This window comes from Nocardia sp. NPDC004860, assembly GCF_040609015.1.
Taxonomy (GTDB): domain Bacteria; phylum Actinomycetota; class Actinomycetes; order Mycobacteriales; family Mycobacteriaceae; genus Nocardia.
The window spans coordinates 55,197-73,578 of the sequence record NZ_JBEXJI010000042.1; the positions used below are offsets into that span (position 1 = coordinate 55,197).

At 69.1% G+C, this 18,382-nt stretch carries 16 protein-coding genes and 2 pseudogenes; 11 read left to right on the top strand and 7 right to left on the bottom strand.

Annotated features, from left to right (window positions below; translation table 11 throughout):
* Positions 1-9: 9 nt before the first annotated feature.
* From ABZV44_RS42235 to ABZV44_RS42255, 5 genes are all read left to right on the top strand, one after another.
* Complete coding sequence (locus tag ABZV44_RS42235; RefSeq protein ID WP_354849923.1) at positions 10-699, top strand: hypothetical protein; 690 nt, start codon at positions 10-12, stop codon at positions 697-699.
* 62 nt (positions 700-761) lie between these two features.
* Positions 762-1,343 (top strand): TetR/AcrR family transcriptional regulator, encoded by a 582-nt coding sequence (locus ABZV44_RS42240; protein ID WP_354849966.1) that lies wholly within the window; start codon positions 762-764, stop codon positions 1,341-1,343.
* Positions 1,340-1,978, top strand: a complete 639-nt coding sequence (locus ABZV44_RS42245; RefSeq protein ID WP_354849926.1) for a TetR/AcrR family transcriptional regulator — start codon at positions 1,340-1,342, stop codon at positions 1,976-1,978. The genes ABZV44_RS42240 and ABZV44_RS42245 overlap by 4 nt, the downstream gene beginning before the upstream one ends.
* 118 nt (positions 1,979-2,096) lie before the next feature.
* Positions 2,097-2,711, top strand: coding sequence for a methyltransferase domain-containing protein (locus ABZV44_RS42250; protein ID WP_354849929.1), 615 nt, complete (start codon positions 2,097-2,099; stop codon positions 2,709-2,711).
* A 110-nt stretch (positions 2,712-2,821) separates the two neighbouring features.
* Positions 2,822-3,574, top strand: coding sequence for an SDR family oxidoreductase (locus tag ABZV44_RS42255; protein ID WP_354849932.1), 753 nt, complete (start codon positions 2,822-2,824; stop codon positions 3,572-3,574).
* Positions 3,575-3,676: 102 nt separating this feature from the next.
* Here the strand turns inward: ABZV44_RS42255 and ABZV44_RS42260 are convergent, their stop codons facing one another.
* Positions 3,677-5,263, bottom strand: a complete 1,587-nt coding sequence (locus tag ABZV44_RS42260) for a glycosyltransferase family 39 protein (protein ID WP_354849935.1) — start codon at positions 5,261-5,263, stop codon at positions 3,677-3,679.
* Positions 5,264-5,484: 221 nt separating this feature from the next.
* On the opposite strand from ABZV44_RS42260, the gene ABZV44_RS42265 reads away from it, so the two are divergent.
* Positions 5,485-6,507, top strand: coding sequence for a zinc-binding alcohol dehydrogenase family protein (locus ABZV44_RS42265; protein WP_354849938.1), 1,023 nt, complete (start codon positions 5,485-5,487; stop codon positions 6,505-6,507).
* On the opposite strand, the gene ABZV44_RS42270 is transcribed toward ABZV44_RS42265, so the two are convergent.
* The gene (locus ABZV44_RS42270) at positions 6,491-7,348 is read right to left on the bottom strand and encodes a cyclopropane mycolic acid synthase family methyltransferase (protein WP_354849968.1); all 858 of its coding nucleotides are present in this window, start codon (positions 7,346-7,348) and stop codon (positions 6,491-6,493) included. The genes ABZV44_RS42265 and ABZV44_RS42270 overlap by 17 nt on opposite strands.
* Positions 7,349-7,644: 296 nt before the next feature.
* Between ABZV44_RS42270 and ABZV44_RS42275 the strand changes: the two genes are divergently transcribed.
* Together ABZV44_RS42275 and ABZV44_RS42280 are read left to right on the top strand one after the other, a co-directional pair.
* Positions 7,645-8,475, top strand: coding sequence for an expansin EXLX1 family cellulose-binding protein (locus tag ABZV44_RS42275; RefSeq protein WP_354849941.1), 831 nt, complete (start codon positions 7,645-7,647; stop codon positions 8,473-8,475).
* Between the two features lie 84 nt (positions 8,476-8,559).
* Positions 8,560-9,483: an alpha/beta hydrolase gene (locus ABZV44_RS42280; RefSeq protein WP_354849944.1), complete on the top strand. Its 924-nt coding sequence runs from the start codon at positions 8,560-8,562 to the stop codon at positions 9,481-9,483.
* A gap of 16 nt (positions 9,484-9,499) precedes the next feature.
* On the opposite strand, the gene ABZV44_RS42285 is transcribed toward ABZV44_RS42280, so the two are convergent.
* The gene (locus ABZV44_RS42285; RefSeq protein WP_354849947.1) at positions 9,500-10,900 is read right to left on the bottom strand and encodes a wax ester/triacylglycerol synthase family O-acyltransferase; all 1,401 of its coding nucleotides are present in this window, start codon (positions 10,898-10,900) and stop codon (positions 9,500-9,502) included.
* Positions 10,901-11,228: 328 nt separating this feature from the next.
* On the opposite strand from ABZV44_RS42285, the gene ABZV44_RS42290 reads away from it, so the two are divergent.
* Positions 11,229-11,819 carry a cutinase family protein gene (locus ABZV44_RS42290; RefSeq protein WP_354849970.1) on the top strand — a complete coding sequence of 197 codons (591 nt, stop codon included), beginning with the start codon at positions 11,229-11,231 and terminating at the stop codon, positions 11,817-11,819.
* 209 nt (positions 11,820-12,028) lie between these two features.
* Here the strand turns inward: ABZV44_RS42290 and ABZV44_RS42295 are convergent, their stop codons facing one another.
* Positions 12,029-14,098 (bottom strand): SDR family oxidoreductase, encoded by a 2,070-nt coding sequence (locus ABZV44_RS42295; protein ID WP_354849950.1) that lies wholly within the window; start codon positions 14,096-14,098, stop codon positions 12,029-12,031.
* A 558-nt stretch (positions 14,099-14,656) separates the two neighbouring features.
* Here ABZV44_RS42295 and ABZV44_RS42300 point away from each other — a divergent pair.
* Together ABZV44_RS42300 and ABZV44_RS42305 are read left to right on the top strand one after the other, a co-directional pair.
* Positions 14,657-15,106: pseudogene (locus ABZV44_RS42300) on the top strand (ATP-binding protein); the annotation flags it as partial.
* A gap of 187 nt (positions 15,107-15,293) precedes the next feature.
* Positions 15,294-15,632 carry a LuxR C-terminal-related transcriptional regulator gene (locus ABZV44_RS42305; RefSeq protein ID WP_354849973.1) on the top strand — a complete coding sequence of 113 codons (339 nt, stop codon included), beginning with the start codon at positions 15,294-15,296 and terminating at the stop codon, positions 15,630-15,632.
* Between the two features lie 232 nt (positions 15,633-15,864).
* On the opposite strand, the gene ABZV44_RS42310 is transcribed toward ABZV44_RS42305, so the two are convergent.
* The 3 genes and pseudogenes from ABZV44_RS42310 to ABZV44_RS42320 form a co-directional block, all read right to left on the bottom strand.
* Positions 15,865-16,122, bottom strand: coding sequence for a hypothetical protein (locus ABZV44_RS42310; RefSeq protein ID WP_354849952.1), 258 nt, complete (start codon positions 16,120-16,122; stop codon positions 15,865-15,867).
* A gap of 418 nt (positions 16,123-16,540) precedes the next feature.
* Entirely contained in the window at positions 16,541-17,455 is a 915-nt protein-coding gene (locus ABZV44_RS42315) for an ADP-ribosylglycohydrolase family protein (RefSeq protein ID WP_354849954.1), read from the bottom strand.
* 99 nt (positions 17,456-17,554) lie between these two features.
* Positions 17,555-18,382 (bottom strand): annotated as a pseudogene (locus ABZV44_RS42320) (DNA-directed RNA polymerase subunit beta); the annotation flags it as partial.

The window sequence follows — 18,382 nt, forward strand, 5'->3', positions numbered from 1 at the left end:
AGGCAATTCGTGAGTGAGAACGAGAACACCGCGCACAACGACGAGACCGAGCAGACCAGCGCAACCGAGCAGACGGGAGCGACCGAGCAGACCGGCGCAGCCGAGCCGACCGGCGCGGCGGAACCGATCTCGATTTCGGTCCCGGCACCCTCGAAAGCCGTGCCCGCCAAAAGTTTCGGCGAACGCGCCCACCCGGCGGTGACCGTCGCCGCCGCCGTGCTCGCGGTGGTGGCCGTGGTCCTCGGCGTGCTCTGGCACAACTCCTCCGGCGACTACCACGCGCTGCGGAACGGCCAGGCCGACCGCGACCGCGCCGCCCAGGTGGCCAAGGACTACACCCTGCGCTCGCTCACCTACGACTACCGCAACCTGCCCGCCTTCTTCGACGGCGTGCAGCGCGGCACCTCGGATGCGTTGCGGGACAGGTACACCCAGGTGCACGACACCCTGGCCAAGATCATGACCGACGCCCAGGTGGTGGCGGCCGGCGATGTGGTCGGCAGCTCGGTGGAGGCCAAGGGCAACGACCAGTTCACCGTCACCGTCTACGCCACCCAGAAGACCCAGAACGTGCAGCAGACCGACCCGGCGACCGTGCCGAACCTGCTGGTGCTGACCGTGGCCAAGAGCGGCGGCGACTGGCTGGTCACCGATTACGGCCCCAAGGATCTCGGCCAGAAGGGCGGGGCCGCGAAATAACCTCGCGACGCATCGGGCGGCCGCCGCAGCCCGAACTCCCGTCGCGGCGCCGCCGGCAGATCATCGAGGCCGCCTTCGAGGTCTTCACCGCCAACGGCTACGAGGCCACCGCCATCTCCGAGGTGGCCGCCCGGGCCGGGATCGGACAGGGCACCGTCTACCGCTACTTCGGCAGCAAGCGCGAAATCCTCGACCACGTCATCGATCTCGGCATCGAGAAGGTGACCGACGCCATGGAACTCGACACCGTCCTCGGCGCCGCGGGCGAGGTCGGCGAGCTGGTCGCGGCGGTGCGAGCGGCCCTCGACCGGCTCTGGGACCTGCTCGAGCGGGAGCCGCAGGTGCTGCGGCTGCTGGTGGTCGAGGCCGGGGCCATCGATCCGGAGCTGGCGCACCGGCTGCTCGGGCTGGAGGCGCTGACCGCCTCGCTCATCGCGGGGGAACTCACACGCGGCAGGGAGGAAGGGTGGATTCGTCCCGATATCGACCCGGATGTGCTGGGGCACACCATCCTCGCCATGGTCGGGCCATGGGTCATGCGGGAACTGCTGGGCGCGGGCAATCCGGGCATCCGGGAGCGCAGCATGACCGCGGTGATCGGCGTCCTCGACAAGACCCTGCGCCCCCGGAGCGCCCCGCCGTGACAGCCGGCCGGGCAGAGCGCGGCCGCCACCCGCGCGCCGCACAGCGCCGGGCCGAATTGGTCGGCGCCGCCTACGAATTGGTGGCCACGCGCGGCTTCCGCGGCATCGGCGTGGACGACATCGCCGCGGCCGCCGGGGTCAGCCACGGCACCTTCTACAACTACTTCGCCAACAAACGCGACATTCTCGACGCCGTCATCGACCACTGCTTCACCCTCATCCGCACCCGTCTGCTGGGGCCCGAGGGGGACGACATACCCGCCACCCTCGACGCCTTCTGCGCGCGCTACGCCCGCGTCGTCGACCGCTGCTACGACCTGGTCGAGACCGAACGCGGGCTGGTGAATTTCTTTCTGCTGGAGGCCTCTTCGATCGACGATCGAGTCCTGGACCGCTGCCTGCACCATGCCCGCGCCTATGGGGCGCAATCGGTGGAGGTGGTGCGGCGCGGGATCGCCCGCGGGTACCTGGATCCGTCGCTCGATCCGGAGATCGCGGGGGAGGTCCTGCTCTCGATCCTGGTCTCGGCGCTGCTGTCGGCCCTACGTGCCGGATCCGACGGGCTCACCCAGGACCGTGTCCGCAACCAACTGGTCTCCTTCCTCCGGATCGCACTCGCCGGCGACCCGGAATGACCTCACTCGCGCGGCTGCCCAGGGCCGTCCGGGGACGGTGCTATGTTCGCCGGGTGGGGAGGAGATCAACGGTGGGCGTCGAGGTGACCGGGCTGTTCCACGATCCGGAGCGGGTGGCGTGAAGGCCCGGCTCGAGCGGGCGGCCGGCGAGCGGGCGGCGCGCATCGCCGAGCGGATCGCACCGTATCTGCCCGCGGCCGGGCCGGTGCTCGATGTCGGCTCCGGGACCGGCCACAATGCGGACCTGCTGCGCAAGGTCACCGGGCTCGACGTGATCGAAACCGATGTCGTGGACATGCATGTCGTGGGGCACGGGCCGGTGCTGTGCGCGGACGGCGTGCTGCCGTTTCCCAGTGACGCCTTCGAGACAGCGCTGGTTCTGCACGTCCTGCAGTTCCCCGCCGATCCCGCGGCCGTGCTCGGTGAGACGGCCCGGGTGGCGTCGCGCGTGATCGTGCTCCAGTCCACCTCCGACGGCCGGCTGGGCCGCGCGTCGCTGGTGGTGCGCGGATTCTTCTTCGGCCGCTTGGCCTTTCAACTCTCCCGGCTGGTCGGCTGCGTGGATTCCGGCATGGCGGCCGGTATCGCCCTCCAGGTACGGCGCGTGCTGTCCCGCGACGATGTCCGAGCCGCAGCGCGGGAGGCGGGATTACGGGAGATCGCCTTCGATCCGGATCGCTGGCCGGCGCCCTTCGGCGGGCGCGACCTGTTCGTCTTCGACCGGGCGCGATGAGGCTGCCGGTCCTCGCTGCCGGCTGAGCTACCGCTGCCGACTGAGCTACTTTGGAGGCCGCGCGAGCGGGTGGCGGTATCGCGGCTGCCCGGGGATGGAATGGAGACGGTATGGCGGGCAATGGTGCCGGGCGGTTCGAGGGCCGGGTCGCGGTGGTGACCGGGGCATCTTCCGGGTTGGGGCGGGCCGTGGCGCAGTCGCTGCGTGACGGCGGGGCCCGGGTGTTCGGGGTGGGGCGCGACGCGGCACGGTTGCAGGCGGCCCTCGAAGGGGACGAAACAGGCTGGCTGGCAGCGGATCTCACTGATCCGGGCGCGTCCGCGGAGGTGGTGCGGGCGTGTGCGGAGCGGTTCGGCGGGATCGACATGCTGGTCAATGCGGCAGGGGCGCACACCATGCGGCACACCGCCGAGGTCAGTGACCAGGAGTGGCAGTACGACCTGGCCGTCAACCTCAGCGCGCCGTTCTTCCTCTCCCGCGCCGCGCTCCCGCACCTGCTCGAGCGCGGCGGCTGCATCGTCAATGTCGCCTCGATCGCCGGCCTCGAGGGCCAGGCCTACTCGGCCGGCTACTGCGCCGCCAAACACGGCCTCATCGGGCTCACCCGGGCCATGGCCCTCGAATTCGACAGCAGCGCAATCCGGATCAACGCCGTCTGCCCGGGCGGCATGACCACGCCCCTCCTGGAGAACTTCACCTTCCCCACGGACCCCGACTACACCCTCATCATGAAAACCGCGTCCGCCCGCGGCCTCATGGACCCGGCCCAGGTGTCCAACGTCATCACCTTCCTCTGCTCCGAGGAAGCCTCCGCGGTCCACGGCGCCATCTACACCGTCGACAACGGCAAGATGTCCCTCTGACCCCACTCCGCGACCGCGGAATCAGCCGCCGCAAGCCGTCCGGCAGGGAAACGAGTACGGCCGCGGCGGGTGACGCCGCGGCCGCACACCGGCTCGGATTGCTCAGATTCCGCTGGGGAAGGTGAGGGTCATCAGGCCCGGCCAGACTCCGGACCAGGGTTGCCGGGGATCGTGGCAGACGTAGACGGTGACCAGGCGTTCCAGGCCGGGGAGGCCGTTGGGGTCGTCGAGGCGGGCGACCTGGGTGGTGGAGGCGAACTTGGCGAGGAACTCCTTGTCGCCGACGCCGTCCACGGAGAGGTAGACGATGGTGCGGGCCGAGTCCGGCGGCGGGCCGAAGTAGCCGAAGCCGCGGTTGGGGCTGTAGACCGGCGGCATGTCGTACGCGCGGCCGAATTCCTCCAGCGCGCTGGCCTGCACGTACGCGGTCGCGACCACCGCGGTGTCGCGGCGCTCGGATTCGGGCAGTCCGGCCACCGCGTCGGCGACCGCCTTGGTGAAGGTTTCGTAGCCGGCCGGGCCGGTCAGCGACTCGCGCTGCCAGTACTGGGCCTGGTCGGTGATCGGGCGATCGATCCCGGTGAAGTCCCGGGCCCACGCCCAGCTGTACGGCACCGGGATCGCGCACATCCACGCCGTGAACAGGACGGCCGACAGCACCGCCACGGCGTTCACCGCCTTGCGCACCTGACGCCGCGCCTCGACCGTGCTCAGCGCGAACGCGCCCGCGCCGATCAGGGCCGGCCAGAAGCCCGCGACGTAGTAGGAGCGGCCGTTCTCGACGAGGACGATCACCAGCAGACCCACGCCCGCGATCAGGGCGAAACGGTAGGGCCGCAACGACTCCAGCCGCACCAGGCCCCACAGGCCCAGGATGCTCAGCAGGCCGCCGAGCAGGCCACACTGGACGGCGATCTCCGCCGCGCAGACCAGCGGTCCGGTGTGGGCGGCGTACTGCTCCTGGGCGATGATCTCGGTCATCTTGGATTCCACCCAGTCGTGATCCATCTGCCACAGGATGCCGGGAATCATCGAGACCGTGAGGATCAGCGTGCCGACGTACAGCGCCGGGCGGCGCAGCAACTCGCGCGGTCCGGCGATCAGCACGCCCAGACCCAGCAGCGCCCACACACCCGGCATCATCCACTTCGCCTGGAACGCCACCGCCGCTGCCACGCCGGCGGCGATCAGCAGCCAGTCCTGCCGGGTCCGCACCCACCGAATCAGCAGCCAGACGATCGCCGCCTGCAGGGGAATGTCGAAGGTCAGCGTGATCAGCTGCATCTGGTTGAACGCCAGCGGCGAGACCGCGTAGGCCGCCGCGGCGAGCACCTGATACCGCGCCCCCGCCCCCAGCTCCCGCGTGGTAGCCGCCGCCACCACCGCCGCGGCCGCCATCAGCAACAGCGCCGGAATCCGCAGCGCCAGCACCGAACCCGGCGCGATCACATCCATGATGTGCGCGACGAACGGCGCCAGCGGCCCCTGGTCCGGATAGGCCCACGCCAGCCGCCGACCGGCCGCCAGGAAGTACAGCTCATCGCCGAAGTAGTTGACCCGCGCCGCGGGCACGCCGAGCACAATGGCGAAGCCCAGGGACACGGCGAGCACGCCGCGCCAGGCGAACGGCACCGGATCGGCTGCCGTTTCGGCGGCGTCCACCTCGGGCGCCGCGTCGATCGTTGACATCCATCCTCCCGGACCACGAAAAAACGCCCGGCAACACCGAATTTTCGGCGAGGCCGGGCGTCGATCAGGCTGCAGAATAACTGGTTTCCGCCGATTTGGTCGCCCCGTTCCTTTCCGGGGCTTGCTCAGCTGCTGCCGGTCGCCCACGATGCCCACGCCGAAACCCCGGGTCAACCCCTGATGGCGGCCCTCGCGACGCCCTGCGGGAGGAAACTGGGGGAATGGCGACGATGAGAGTGTGGCGGGTCGAGCGGCCGGGCCCGATCGACGAGCGGCCGGTGATCTTCGAACAGATGTCCGTACCCGAACCCGCCGCCGGGGAGTTGCTCGTCCGGGTGCTGGCATGCGGGGTGTGCCGGACCGATCTGCACGTCGCCGAGGGGGATCTGGCGGTGCATCGGCCCGGGGTGGTCCCCGGACACGAGGTCGTCGGTGAGGTCGTGCAGGTGGGGGAGGGGGTGGACGGCGAGATCCGGGTGGGCGATCGGGTCGGGATCGCCTGGCTGCGGCACACGTGTGGAGTGTGCAGATTCTGCCGAAGGGGTGACGAGAACCTGTGTCCCGAGTCGCGCTACACCGGCTGGGACGCCGACGGCGGCTACGCCGAATTCGCAACCGTACCAGCGGATTACGCGCTACCCCTGCCCGGCGGATACACCGATGCCGAGCTCGCGCCGCTACTGTGTGCGGGCATCATCGGGTACCGGGCGTTGCGACGGGCGGCGCTGCCGCGGGGCGGACGTCTCGGTATCTACGGATTCGGCGGGAGCGCCCATCTGGCCGCGCAGGTGGCGCTGGCGCAGGGTGCGGAAGTCCATGTGATGACCCGCGACAAGGAGGCTCAGGAGCTCGCGCTGGAGCTGGGCGCGGCCTCGGCCCAGGGTGCCGCCGACGCACCCCCCGAGCCGCTCGATTCGGCGATTCTCTTTGCGCCCGTGGGCGATCTGGTGCTGCCCGCCCTGGCGGCGCTGGATCGCGGTGGGGTGCTGTCGATCGCCGGAATCCACCTCAGCGACATTCCGCCGCTGAACTACCAGCGGCATCTGTTCCAGGAGCGGGAGATTCGATCCGTCACCGCCAATACCCGGCAGGACGCCAGGGATTTCCTCGCCTTCGCAGGCGGCCATCGCCTCGAGGTGACCGTCCATTCCTACCCGCTCGAGGCCGCCGATCAGGCCCTCCGGGACCTGGCCCACGGGCGATTCGCGGGCGCGGCGGTCCTGGTGCCTACTTCTGGAGGGTGAACTGCACGACGTCCAGGTGGCCCGCCCGGAAGTAGTGCGCACTCCCGGTCAGGTACCGGATATACCGCTGGTAGATCTCCTCGGAGGTGATCCGGACCGCCTCGTCGTGATGCGACTCCAGCGCCGCGGCCCACAGGGCCAGGGTCTTGGCGTAGTGCGGCCGCAGCGACTGGATCCGCGAGGTCCGGAATCCCACCGCCTCCGCCTCCCGCGGGACCGTATCGGGTTGCGGCAGTTGGCCTCCGGGGAAGATCTCCCGCTTGACGAAAATGTGGAACAGCGCATCCTCGCGGGTGACCGGGATCTCGGCGGACCGCAGCTCGGCCAGGGTGCGCCCGATGATGGTGTGCAGCAGCATGCGTCCGTCCGGGGGCAGCATCCGATGACACCGGGTGAAGAATTCCGCGTACCGCTCCTTGCGGAAGTGCTCGAAGGCCCCGATGCTGACGATCCGATCGGCGGTGCCCTCGAATTCCTCCCAACCCTGCAGCCGCACTTCGGCTTCGGAGATACCGAGTTCCCGCAGCCGCGTCTGGACCGACTCGAATTGATTGCGGCTCAGGGTCAGTCCGATCACCCGCACGCCGTAGGTCAGCACCGCGCGGATCATGGTCGACCCCCACCCGCAGCCGACGTCGAGCAGTGTCATCCCGGGCTCGAGTCCCAGCTTGCCCAGGGCGAGATCGATCTTGGCCAGCTGGGCCTCCTCCAGGTTCATGCCCGCGCGGTCGAAGTAGGCGCAGCTGTAGGTCATGGTCGGGTCGAGGAACAGCGCGTAGAAGGCGTCCGACAGGTCGTAGTGGGACTGCACCTGCCGGTAGAAGGGCGCGAGCTGGGCCATGGCGGCGGTCTCCTGAGGCGAGCGGGCATCCGGAGATGCGGGATACCCGGACATACGAAGCGCCGTGGCCTGCGGTTCTAACTCCAGGACACGCCGACAACACGCCGCCGTTTTCCCGCCGACTTTCCGATTCGAGCCTGGCGAAACGACGTCGGCTGCTTTCCTGATGTGGAGTGCAGCATCGCGTCAGCAAACACAATACGGAGGGTTGGGGACCGGCCATGCACCGCACCGGGCACGAAGTGGTCCATTCTGGCAGGCCATGGTTGTGGACGATTCTGGTGGGAGCGGTGGTGGTGGGACTGGCCACGTGGTGGATAAGACCGCAGTCCCTCAGCTGTAGTACGGCCTCACCGACCACAACCGTCATCACGCTTCCCGCGGCTGCGGCACTGAGTTCGGTTACTCCGCGGCAGATTCAAATCGAGGAGTCGGAACCGGCCCCGGAACCGGGCGAGGCCCGGTTCTACGCCTTCGATCAGGGCGTGGCGGCGTGCTCGCTGCCCAATCTGCCGCTGGACGGCTACTACGTCGGGGTCCCGACGGGTCAGTACGACGGTTCCGCCCCCTGCGGCTCCTACGTCGATATCGACGGCCCGCTCGGCAGCGTCCGCGCCCTGGTCGTGGACCGCTGCCCCGGTTGCGGCCCAGACCAATACGATTTGAGCCGTCCGGCCTTCGAAGTCGTCGCCGAGGCCACCGACGGTGTCGTGCCGATCCGGATCAGCCAGGTGCGCGACCCTGCGCCGGCGCCCGAGCTCTTCTATCGCGTGCAGCCGAGCTCCTCGCCCAGCTGGATCGGAATCCTGTTCTCCGGCACCGGAAATCCCATCCGTCAGGTCGCGCTGCGCCCCGCCTCGGGCGGTGACTACCGGCCCCTGCGGCGCGGCAACGACAACTACTGGAACCTCTCCGGTCTGGGTCCGGGCCCGTTCACGGCCGAGGTGATCGACATCTACGGTCACGCCGCCTTCGTGCCGGGCGTCACGCTGGAGCCGGGGCAGGTGCGCCGCACCGGAATTCACCTCTACGAGATCCCCGCCGACCCGCCCGTCACACCGCCCTGGCCGGCCGCTCCGGTGGTCGTGACCACGGTCGTCACCGCCCCGGACGCCTGCGAGCCGTAACCCGCAGGTCCGTCCCCGGTATGGCATCATAAAGTGGAACGTGTTCCATTTGGACCGCCGAGGCGGTGTGCCGGGAGGCCTTCGATGACGAACCCCAGCTCGGACCTGACCACGCCCGCCGCCGCGCCCCGCCGTGGCCGGCGGCTCTCGCCGCGCATCTCCCGGCTGACCGAGGTGCCGCAGGGCGCGATGGTGGAGCTGCCCGGCCGGGGCTCGACCTACCTGGTGGACCTGCCGGGCCCGGCCGCGGATTCGCCGACCGTGCTGCTGCTGCACGGCATGGCCACCACCGCCATGCTCAACTGGTTCCCGTGCCTGCGCGAACTCAACGAGCGCTACCGCGTGGTCCTGTTCGATCAGCGCTGGCACGGTCACGGAATCCGTTCCGAGCGTTTCGATCTCGACGATCTCGCCGATGACGTCGTCGCCGTCGCCGATGCGGTGGGCGTCGAACGCCCCATTCTCGCAGGCTATTCCATGGGTGGCGTGGTCGCCCAGCTGACCGCGCACCGGCATCCGGATCGCGTGGGCGGGCTGGTACTGGCCGCCACCACCTACCGCTTCCAGGAGAAGTGGCGCGAGCGCGCCTTCCACCGCGGCTGGTCGGCCACCGCCGTGCTGTTCTCCGAATGGTCCTTCCGCCGCGCCGAACTGCGCCGCGACAAACTGCCCACGCTGCCGGAATCCTCGTGGCCGGTGGGCCGGATGGATCGCTGGGCCATGACGGAACTGCGGGCCACCAGCGGCTGGGCGCTCACACAGGCGCTCGCGGTGCTGGGGCGTTTCGATGCGTCGGACTGGCTGCCGACGCTGAAGGTGCCGGCGGCGGTGGTGATCACCACGCGGGATCGGGCGCTGCCCGTCTTCCGTCAGCTGGAGATGGCGAAGGCGATTCCGGGTGCGGAGATCTTCCTCGCCAAGGCCGGTCACGCGGCCTGCGCACTCGAGGCGGACGTCTTTGTCCCGGTGTTCCTCGAGGCCGTTCAATCGGTGGTGGATCGGGTGTAGCGGATTCGGGCCCGGGTCAGGCCTTTTCGCGCGCGGCCTTGAGCAGCGCGGTGATCACCTCGGGGACGGCGTCGGCGATGGTGTCGACATCCGGTACCAGTTCCTTGCAGGCGATGAACCCGAAATCCAGGTGCCCGTTGTTGGAGATCACGGTGGCGGTGAGCCCCGCGCCGTGGAACACCGGCCCGAACGGATACATCGACGCCACCCGGACCCCCAGGAAGTACATGGGGAAGTTGGGCCCGGGCACATTCGACACCACCAGGTTGTGCACCACCGGGTGGTGCTCGGCCAGCTTGAGCGACGAGTACGCCCGGGCGGCCAGCTGGAAGGTGTTGGGCGGCGCGTACTTCGCCCAGTCCTGGAGGAAGTCGGCGCCGATCAGATTGTGCTCTTCCTTGGCTCCGCGATTGTCCTCGGCGATGGCCAGCACCCGCGCCACCGGATCCTCGATCTCGGTGTAGAGCCGCGCGAAGATGGTCGACACCTTGTTGGTGCCCTCCTCGTGGCGTGAGGTCTCGTGCGTGGACACCGGAACCGAGGCCATGAGCGAGGTTTCGGGCAGTTCGTCGTGTACCTCGAGGTAGCTGCGCAGCGCGCCGCCGACCACCGCCAGTACCACGTCGTTGACCTTCACCCCGAAGGCGGTCTTTATTTCCTTGATATCCGACAGCTCGGTCTGCACGAAGGAGATGGCGCGATGCTGGGTGATTGCCCGATTGAACGGCGTGCGCGGCGCGGTGAAGGGCAAGGGCATGCCGCGGCTTCCGTTGCCCCGCCGCCGCTGCACCAGACCGCCCAGAATGCCAACGGTCTTGGGCACCATGCCGACCATCCCGAGCCGGCCCGGGAGCTTCAGCAGCGCCTCCCCGGCCAGCTGCAGATCATTGGGTTCCGTTTCGGCCGGGCCGATCTCGGCGGGCGGGGTGTAGGACACACCCGGCTGCACATCGCACAGGTGCATCATCATGTTGGTGCCGGTGATGCCGTCCACGATGGCGTGGTGGTACTTCGAGATGACCGCCACCTTGCCGTGCGGCAGGCCCTCGACCACCCACATCTCCCACAGCGGCCGGCCGCGGTCCAGCGGGCGTCCGGCGATGTCGGCGGCGAGTTCGGCCAGTCCCCGGTCCCCGGCCCCGGCGGGCAGCGCGAGCCGGCGCACGTGGTAGTCCAGGTCGAAGTTCGAATCCCGCACCCAGACCGGATGATCGAGGTTCAGCGGCACCGCGTGCAGCCGCCGGGTCATGGCCGGGATGAGGTGCAGCCGCCGTCCGAGTTCGGCCTTGAAGGCCTCGTGCTCGTAGCTCACCCCGTCGGCGGCGGGATCGAGTATCAGCATTGCGCAGACGTGCAGGAGTTGGGTGTCTGTTTCGAGATAGAGGAAGCTCGCATCGAGCCCGGTAAGTCGTTCCATACCAACACACTATGAGAACTAGTTCCATTTTGCGCGCGGTTCGCGGTGTAGCCCGGATCCTGTCCGTGGCCGATTCGTAGCCCCAAAGTAGCACGTAGATAACAAGTTTCATGATGAAACGTTTGGGTACCAATCGGGTGTCTCTCCAGTAGAATTCGTTGCCGCTCTCCTGGACCCTTCCTACCTTGGGTCACATGGCCCGGTGATCGGTCTCTAGTCAATGACAAGAGTCACTGGGCTTCTCACAACGACGTGAGAGGTGAGAACAATGGGCGACCGGAAGGTATTGCTGCCCGGAAAGTGGCGTACGGCTTGGGGTCTCGCGATCATGCTGACGATCGCGACCGTGTTCGTTCCACCATCGAGGGCCCACGCGGATGCGGGATGCGCTGCGGTGGACGTCGTAGTGGCGAGGGGCACAGGCGAACCCGGGTGGCTCGGCGACGAGATCGGCGATCCGCTCTACGACATGCTGCAGGATCGGTTGCCCGTTTCGACGAGTTCCTATCGCGTGAACTACCCCGCCGACTACTCGTTCGCCGTGGGGGCGGGCAGCGCGGATCTGGTGGGGCACTTGGTCGCTGCGGCCGCCGCCTGCCCGGGCCAGGAGTTCGTCCTGGTCGGCTACTCGCAGGGCGCGGCGGTCGTGCACGCGGCACTGGGCACCGGCGTGGTGTCCTGGTATCCGAGCCGGGTGCAGCTGCCGGGCTACCTCGGCGCGCGCGTCGCCGCGGTGCTGCTGTTCGGTGACCCCATGCGCGGCCTGGGCTGGAATGTGCCCGGCGCGTACCAGTTCCGCACCAGGGACTGGTGCACCGGCGGCGATCCCATCTGCGGCTCCGGTATCGACGCCGACGCGCACGTCGCCTACGGCAGCGATCTGGTGGACGCGGCGAACTTCGCCGCGGACCGCATCTGACCCCGGGGAGGGGAAAGGGCCCGGCTCCCGGGCGGTCTCGTGGACTTGCTGACGAGACCCCGGAGCGGGGTCCGGGTATCCGCGGTTCGGGGGGCGTCAGGTGTCACGGCACTTGGGGCCTCGCCCACCACCGGACCGCGGATACCGAACAACGGCCGGCCCGGTGTGCTGTTCCACACCGGGCCGTACCGTGTTGGCGGACGGGCTGTTTACCAGTGCAGGCCCGGAATGCGGTTGGTGATGCGCGCGGCCGGGGCGGGCAGGCCCATGAGCGGCTGCACGATCGGGGCCAGCGCGAGCAGCGGGCTGCGCGATTCCGGCTTCTCCGTGGCGGTTTCGGCGTTCACCGGGGTGGTTTCGGCGTTGACCGGGGCGGCCGGTGCGGGCGTGCGCGCCGCCTTGGACTCGCCGAACATCCGGAAGCCCTGGTGCAGGATGGCGCGCTTCACCGAGGGCATGACCGTATCGACGACCTGGGCGAAGGTGCCGATGGGGGTGTCGATCCGGCTGGGCCGGTGCTCGAGCGCGCGCACCACGATGTCGGCCGCCTGATCCGGGCTGTGTACCGGGATGGACTTGTACAGGTCGGTCGGCGCGATCATGGCGGTGCGCACCAGCGGCATACGCACCGAGGTGAACGTGATTCCGGCGTCGGCGTTCTCGACCGCCGCGATCTCGCTGAAGTTGTCCAGCGCCGACTTACTGGCCACATACGCCGCGAAGCGCGGCACCTTGGTCTGCACCGCGATCGAGGAGATGTTCACGAAGTGCCCGAAGCGGCGCTCCCGCATGGACGGCAGCAGCGCTAGGATGAGCCGCACCGCGCCGAAGTAGTTGACCGCCATGGTCCGTTCGAAATCGTGCATGCGATCGGTGGAGTTGAGCACCGAGCGGCGGATCGAGCGGCCCGCGTTGTTCACCACGTAGTCGACGTGGCCGTGATCGGCCAGCACCTGCTTGACCAGCAGCTCCACCGACTTCTCGTCGGTGATGTCGCAGATGTACGCCTGCGCCGCACCGCTTTCCGCCCGCACCTCGGCGGCCGCGGCGTTCAGGTCCTCCTCGGTCCGCGCCACCATGAGCACGGTCGCGCCGCGCTTGGCCACCGCGTGCGCGGTCGCCAGGCCGATGCCGGTGGACGCGCCGGTGATCAGCACGATGCGGCCCGCGAGGCGATCGCCCTCGATGCGGCGGGCGCGATCGGGATCCAAGTTGGCGCGCCAGTACTTCCACAGGGCGGCGGCATAGTCCTCGAACGCCGGCACCTCGATGCCGCTGCCACGCAGCTGCGCCCGGGTGGATTCGGAGACGAAGGTCGACTCGAAGGAGGTGTGCGGGGCCACCTCGGCGGGAATGCCGAAGCGCTCCAGCAGGAAGTCCCGCACCGCGGGCACGCCCGGCAGCCCGCCGAGGGCGTTGAGCGCGGTGTGCGAGCCGGGCACGGTGCCGATGGCGGTCGGTGCGCCGGCCGCGCGGGCGAGCGCGTTGTAGATCTCGGTGAACGGCTGCGGTTCCGGGTTGGTGAGGTGGAAGGTGCGGCCGATGAGCCCGGGCTTGCCGATCAGCTCGACCATGGCGTCGACCACGTAGTCCACCGGAACGATATTGGTGGCGCCCAGGTCGGGGATCGGCATGGGCAGCTCCGAGGGCAGTGCCGCCAGCCCCGCGATGGCGGGGAAGAAGTAGTACGGCCCGTCGATCTTGTCCATCTCGCCGGTGCGGGAGTCACCGGCCACGATGGCCGGGCGGTAGACCCGCCAGCGCAGGCCCGCGGCCTCGCGGACCATCTTCTCGGCTTCGAACTTGGTGCGGTGATAGGGGGAGTGCAGGCCCTGGCCGAGGTCGAAGTCGTCCTCGAAGAACTTGCCCTTGTGATCGCCCGCGACCGCGACCGACGAGACGTGGTGCAGCACCGCGCCGAGTTCCAGGGCCAGGTCGATGACCGAGCGGGTGCCCTGCACATTGGCCGCGTAGGTGACCTCGGCGTCGGCGGTCATGTCGTAGACCGCGCCGAGGTGGATGATGTGATCGGCCCGCGGGGCCTCCGAGAAACGGCTGTCGGCGCCCTCCGGCAGGCCCAGTCCCGGCGCGGCCAGGTCTCCGACCAGTGGGAACACCCGATCCTCGGCGCCCCAGCCCGCCGCCAGCTCGCGCAGCTTGGCCACCGAGGCCTCACGCGTCAGTGCGTGGACCACGGCCTCCGGGTCGCGCTCCAGCAGCGCGGCGACAACGCGCCGGCCCAGGAATCCGGTTCCGCCCGTGACGATGTAGGAAACCATCGTCCCCTCCTTAAATACGAACCTGTTGGTACCCAACGGTGTTCGTCCGACATGCGTCGGTGGATGCGGACGGTATGCGATTGGCCCCCTAGCAGAATGTTGGGCCGAGGTAGGAACACCTTCGTGCCTAACTAGTGAGTAACTTTACGGATTCCAGGTTGGGCGTTCAACCGGAATGGCCGTTTCGGCGCTGTGGGGATGGTCACCTCGGAGCTATTCGAGTTGATATGTGTAACAAAGGGTTTGATGTAACTTATCGGCCCCCTTGGCAATTCGCGGGCAACTGGTCAAATGTCCTGAGCGTGCGCTCACTTGTTGGATCTCTGGGAGTTTGCCCGGTCAGCGCCCGGTTCCGGCGGCCGGAATTGCCCGCCTCCGCCCCCTCGGCCGCCGAACCATCGCCGCCCAGCCCACCGTGCAATTCGCGGGCCGCACCCGGCGCGCATTTGCGCCCGCTGAGTGGGCGGATTCGGCGGGTATTCCCCGAAATGCGCGGCCTGGAATGCCGCGTGGTGAGAATGATCGGGACGATGCGGTGCGGTGGGAGAGCGGTGGCGGATGCTGGTCGGTCGGGCGGTCGATATCGAGGTGATCTCCGCGTTCGTCACCGGTGTTCCGGGCGATGACACCGTGCTGGTGCTCAGCGGTGAGGCCGGAGTCGGCAAGACCGCGCTGCTGGACGCGGCCGCCGAGATCGCGGCCTGGAACGGGACCCGGGTGCTGCGTGCGGCCGCCCTGGAATTCGAGGCGGGCCTGCGGTTCGGCACCCTGAACCAACTACCGCAACCGATGGCCGGATACGTCGATCGGCTCGAGGCATCGCACCGGGATGCCATGCGCGTGATCATGGGGCTGGAGCCGGGGAGCCTGCCCGCGACCCTGCTCGCTGGCGCGGCAACCCTTGCGCTGCTGCGGGTCTGGGCCGGAGCCGAGGGCGGTCCGGTGCTGCTGGTGATCGACGACGTGCAATGGCTGGACCTGGCCAGCAGCATGGTGCTGATCTACGCCCTGCGCCGCCTGGGAGTCACCGATATCCGGCTGCTGGCGGCGGTGCGCTCCGATGCCGGTGATGCGTTCACGCGCAGCGGGTTTCGGATCCGGGAGGTCGAGCCGCTGGACGACGACAGCGCCGAGGAGCTGCTGGAATCGGAGTTCCCCGCCCTCCCGGCCGCGGTACGGCGCAGGCTGCGCACCGATGCCCGGGGCAATCCGACCGCGCGGGCGGCCTACCTGGGCTCCCTCGTCACCGGCGACCTCTCCGACACCGGCCGCCTGCTGCGTGCAGCGCACGCGCGGCGAGCTCGGCGCCGCCCGCGCGAATTCCGCTGCGGGCGGGCCGAATCCGCTGACCGCGCGCGAGCTTGCCGTCGCCGAACTCGCTGCCGCGGGGCTGACCAACAAGCAGATCGGCGAGCAGCTGTTCCTATCGTCCAGAACGGTCTCCACCCACCTCCAGCGCGTCTTCCACAAACTCGGGATCACCCGCCGCGGTGCGCTGCGTGATGCTCTGCTGCGCCATGCGTACGTCATCTGACGGACTCCCGGCCTTCGCCCGGCTTCCACGGCTCCTTGGCCGGCGACCTGTCCGACGCCGACGGCGGCCATCTCGGGGCCTATCCGGATGACCACATCGAATTGCCCGAGGCGGTCCGACTCGTCGAGGAATGTCTTGCCGCGCCCCGGGCGGTCCTCGCCGGCCAGCGCCCGTCAGGCGTGCACGGCGCCGGAGGCCGATCCCCGGAACCCGTGTGCCGCGGGCGTGAACGTCACTCGTTCACGCAGCGGACGTCGCCGTCCACGGTCTGATCGACGACCGTGAACGGCGGGCACCGCCGCACATTGCCCCACTCACCCGCGATGCACGAGTCGTACTCGTGCGGGTCCTCGGTGGGAGCCCGGGTACCGCTGTGGCACCCCTCCGTTACCGGTGCCGCCCCGGCCAAGCCCGCGCCCATGGCCACGGTGGGAGCACTCAACGCGAGACCGGTGACAACAATCCCGATTGCCACTCGACGGCGATCCATCAACCCTCCTGATCTCCAGAACTGCCGAGGACTCTTCGAACCGCACCTACCACGGGCGGTCCCCAGCATCTGATCGATACGGCGAGCAACGACCGCCCGCTGCGAAACACGATCAAGTATGACGATCGGTCTACCGCCGAGGGAATCCGACAAGCATCACACTTGCCGCGACCAGGGGCCCGCCCCCGTGCCGGCATGAGCCCGGTCACACCGCGGCCGCCGACGACTTCCGGATCGACGGACGCTCCCGGCGCCGGTCCGTGTGATCCGGATCTGCGGGGCCTGTTCCTGACCGGTTACACGCTGCTCCACGAGAGGGCAGGGCGATCTCCGCGGCCGCGCGGTGGCCGGATTCGGCGTCGCCGTCGATGTAGCCGGCCCAGCGGGTGGTGGTCTCGGAGCCTGTGCCGCCCGAGGATTACCGTGCGGGTGTCGTCACCCAGGAGGGCAGGGGTTCCCGCGCCGACAGCCATTCGCGGGGCACTCCGCGCAGGTCGCCGTCGGCGCCGATTCCGGTGTGGGCGGCCACGATTCCGCCGACGATGGCGGCCGTGGTGTCGGCGTCGCCGCCCGCTTCGACGCACGCGGTGATCGCGGCCGGGTAGTCCCGGAGGAAGGTCGCGGCGGTCCAGAGTGTGAACGGCACCGTGTCGTGGGCGGTGACCTGCGTGCCGTTGCCGAGGTCGTACGCCGCCTCGGCAACCGATCGGCCCAGCAGCTTCCGCGCTCGGCGCACGCCGTCGGCGGTACGCCCGTCGACCAGATACGGCTCGACAGCGTCGAGCAATTCGTTTGGTGCACAGTGTTTTCCGCGCGTGGCCGCCGCATGGCTCGCCGCGACGGCGACGGCCATCGCGCCGATGATCGCCTCCGGGTGCCGATGCGTCACCTCGGCCGAGAACGCGGCCTGCGCCGCCACCCGGTCCAGTTCCCCGGGGAACGCCGCCCCGAGCGGGGCGACCCGCATCGCCGCGCCATTGCCCCAGGACCCGCGCCCGTCGAACAGCGCGCCCGCCGCCTCGGCCCAGGGCCGGCCATCGCGAATCTGGTGCAGCAGAGCGACGGTACCGCCGCTGTATCCCCGATAGGGCTCACACCGATCGGCGAACGCCGCCGCCAGCGCATCGCGGTCGATTCGGCCCCGCGCCCGGATCTCGTCGAAAACCGTACAGGCCATTTCGGTGTCATCGGTCCATTCCCACGGCGGGGCCGGTGGCCGACCGGCGATCAATTCGGGCACCGAACGCCCGGGCACGAAGAACTGCGCCCCCAGCGCATCCCCGACGGACAGCCCTTCGAGACTGTCCCGGGCGCTATTCGAATGAAAAGACATACGGCGGACATCCTGCCAACCGCGTGGAGCCGTCGCAATGCCGAACCAGCGCGTGTGCCGCGTCCCGGGGAGCCGGAACGCGGCACGCGGCCGGGTGGATCAGCTGGTCAGGTCGGTGATGGTGGCGGATTCGTTGTGGGTGAGGGTGATTCCGAGATCGGTGGCCGCGCGGTCGAAGTCGTCGTCGGGTTGCTGGAGTTCGACGGCGGAGCCGGCGGAGAGGACTTCGACATTGAGGCAGAGGGATTGGAGTTCTTTGAGCAGGACCTTGAAGGATTCGGGGACGCCCGGCTCCGGAATGTTCTCGCCCTTGACGATCGCCTCGTACACCTTCACCCGGCCGACCACGTCGTCCGACTTGATGGTGAGGAGTTCCTGCAGGGTGTAGGCCGCGCCGTACGCCTGCATGGCCCAGCACTCCATCTCGCCGAAGCGCTGACCACCGAACTGCGCCTTACCACCCAGCGGCTGCTGCGTGATCATCGAGTACGGGCCGGTCGAACGCGCGTGGATCTTGTCGTCGACCAGGTGGTGGAGTTTGAGGATGTACATGTAGCCGACGGCGATGGGGTACGGGAACGGCTCACCGGTGCGGCCGTCGAAGAGGGTGGCCTTGCCGTCCTCGCCGACCATGACCTCGCCGTCGCGGTTGGGCAGCGTCGAGCCGAGCAGGCCGGTCAGCTCTTCCGTGCGGGCGCCGTCGAAGACCGGGGTGGCGAGGTTGGTATCCGGTTGTGCGGACAGCAGTTCCGCGGGCAGACGCTGCGCCCAGTCGGGCCGGATGCCGTCGGTGAGCCGAATGTTCCAGCCCGCCTTGCCGATCCACCCGAGGTGGGTCTCCAGCACCTGGCCGATGTTCATACGACGCGGCACACCGTGGGTGTTCAGGATGATGTCGACCGGCGTGCCGTCGGGCAGGAACGGCAT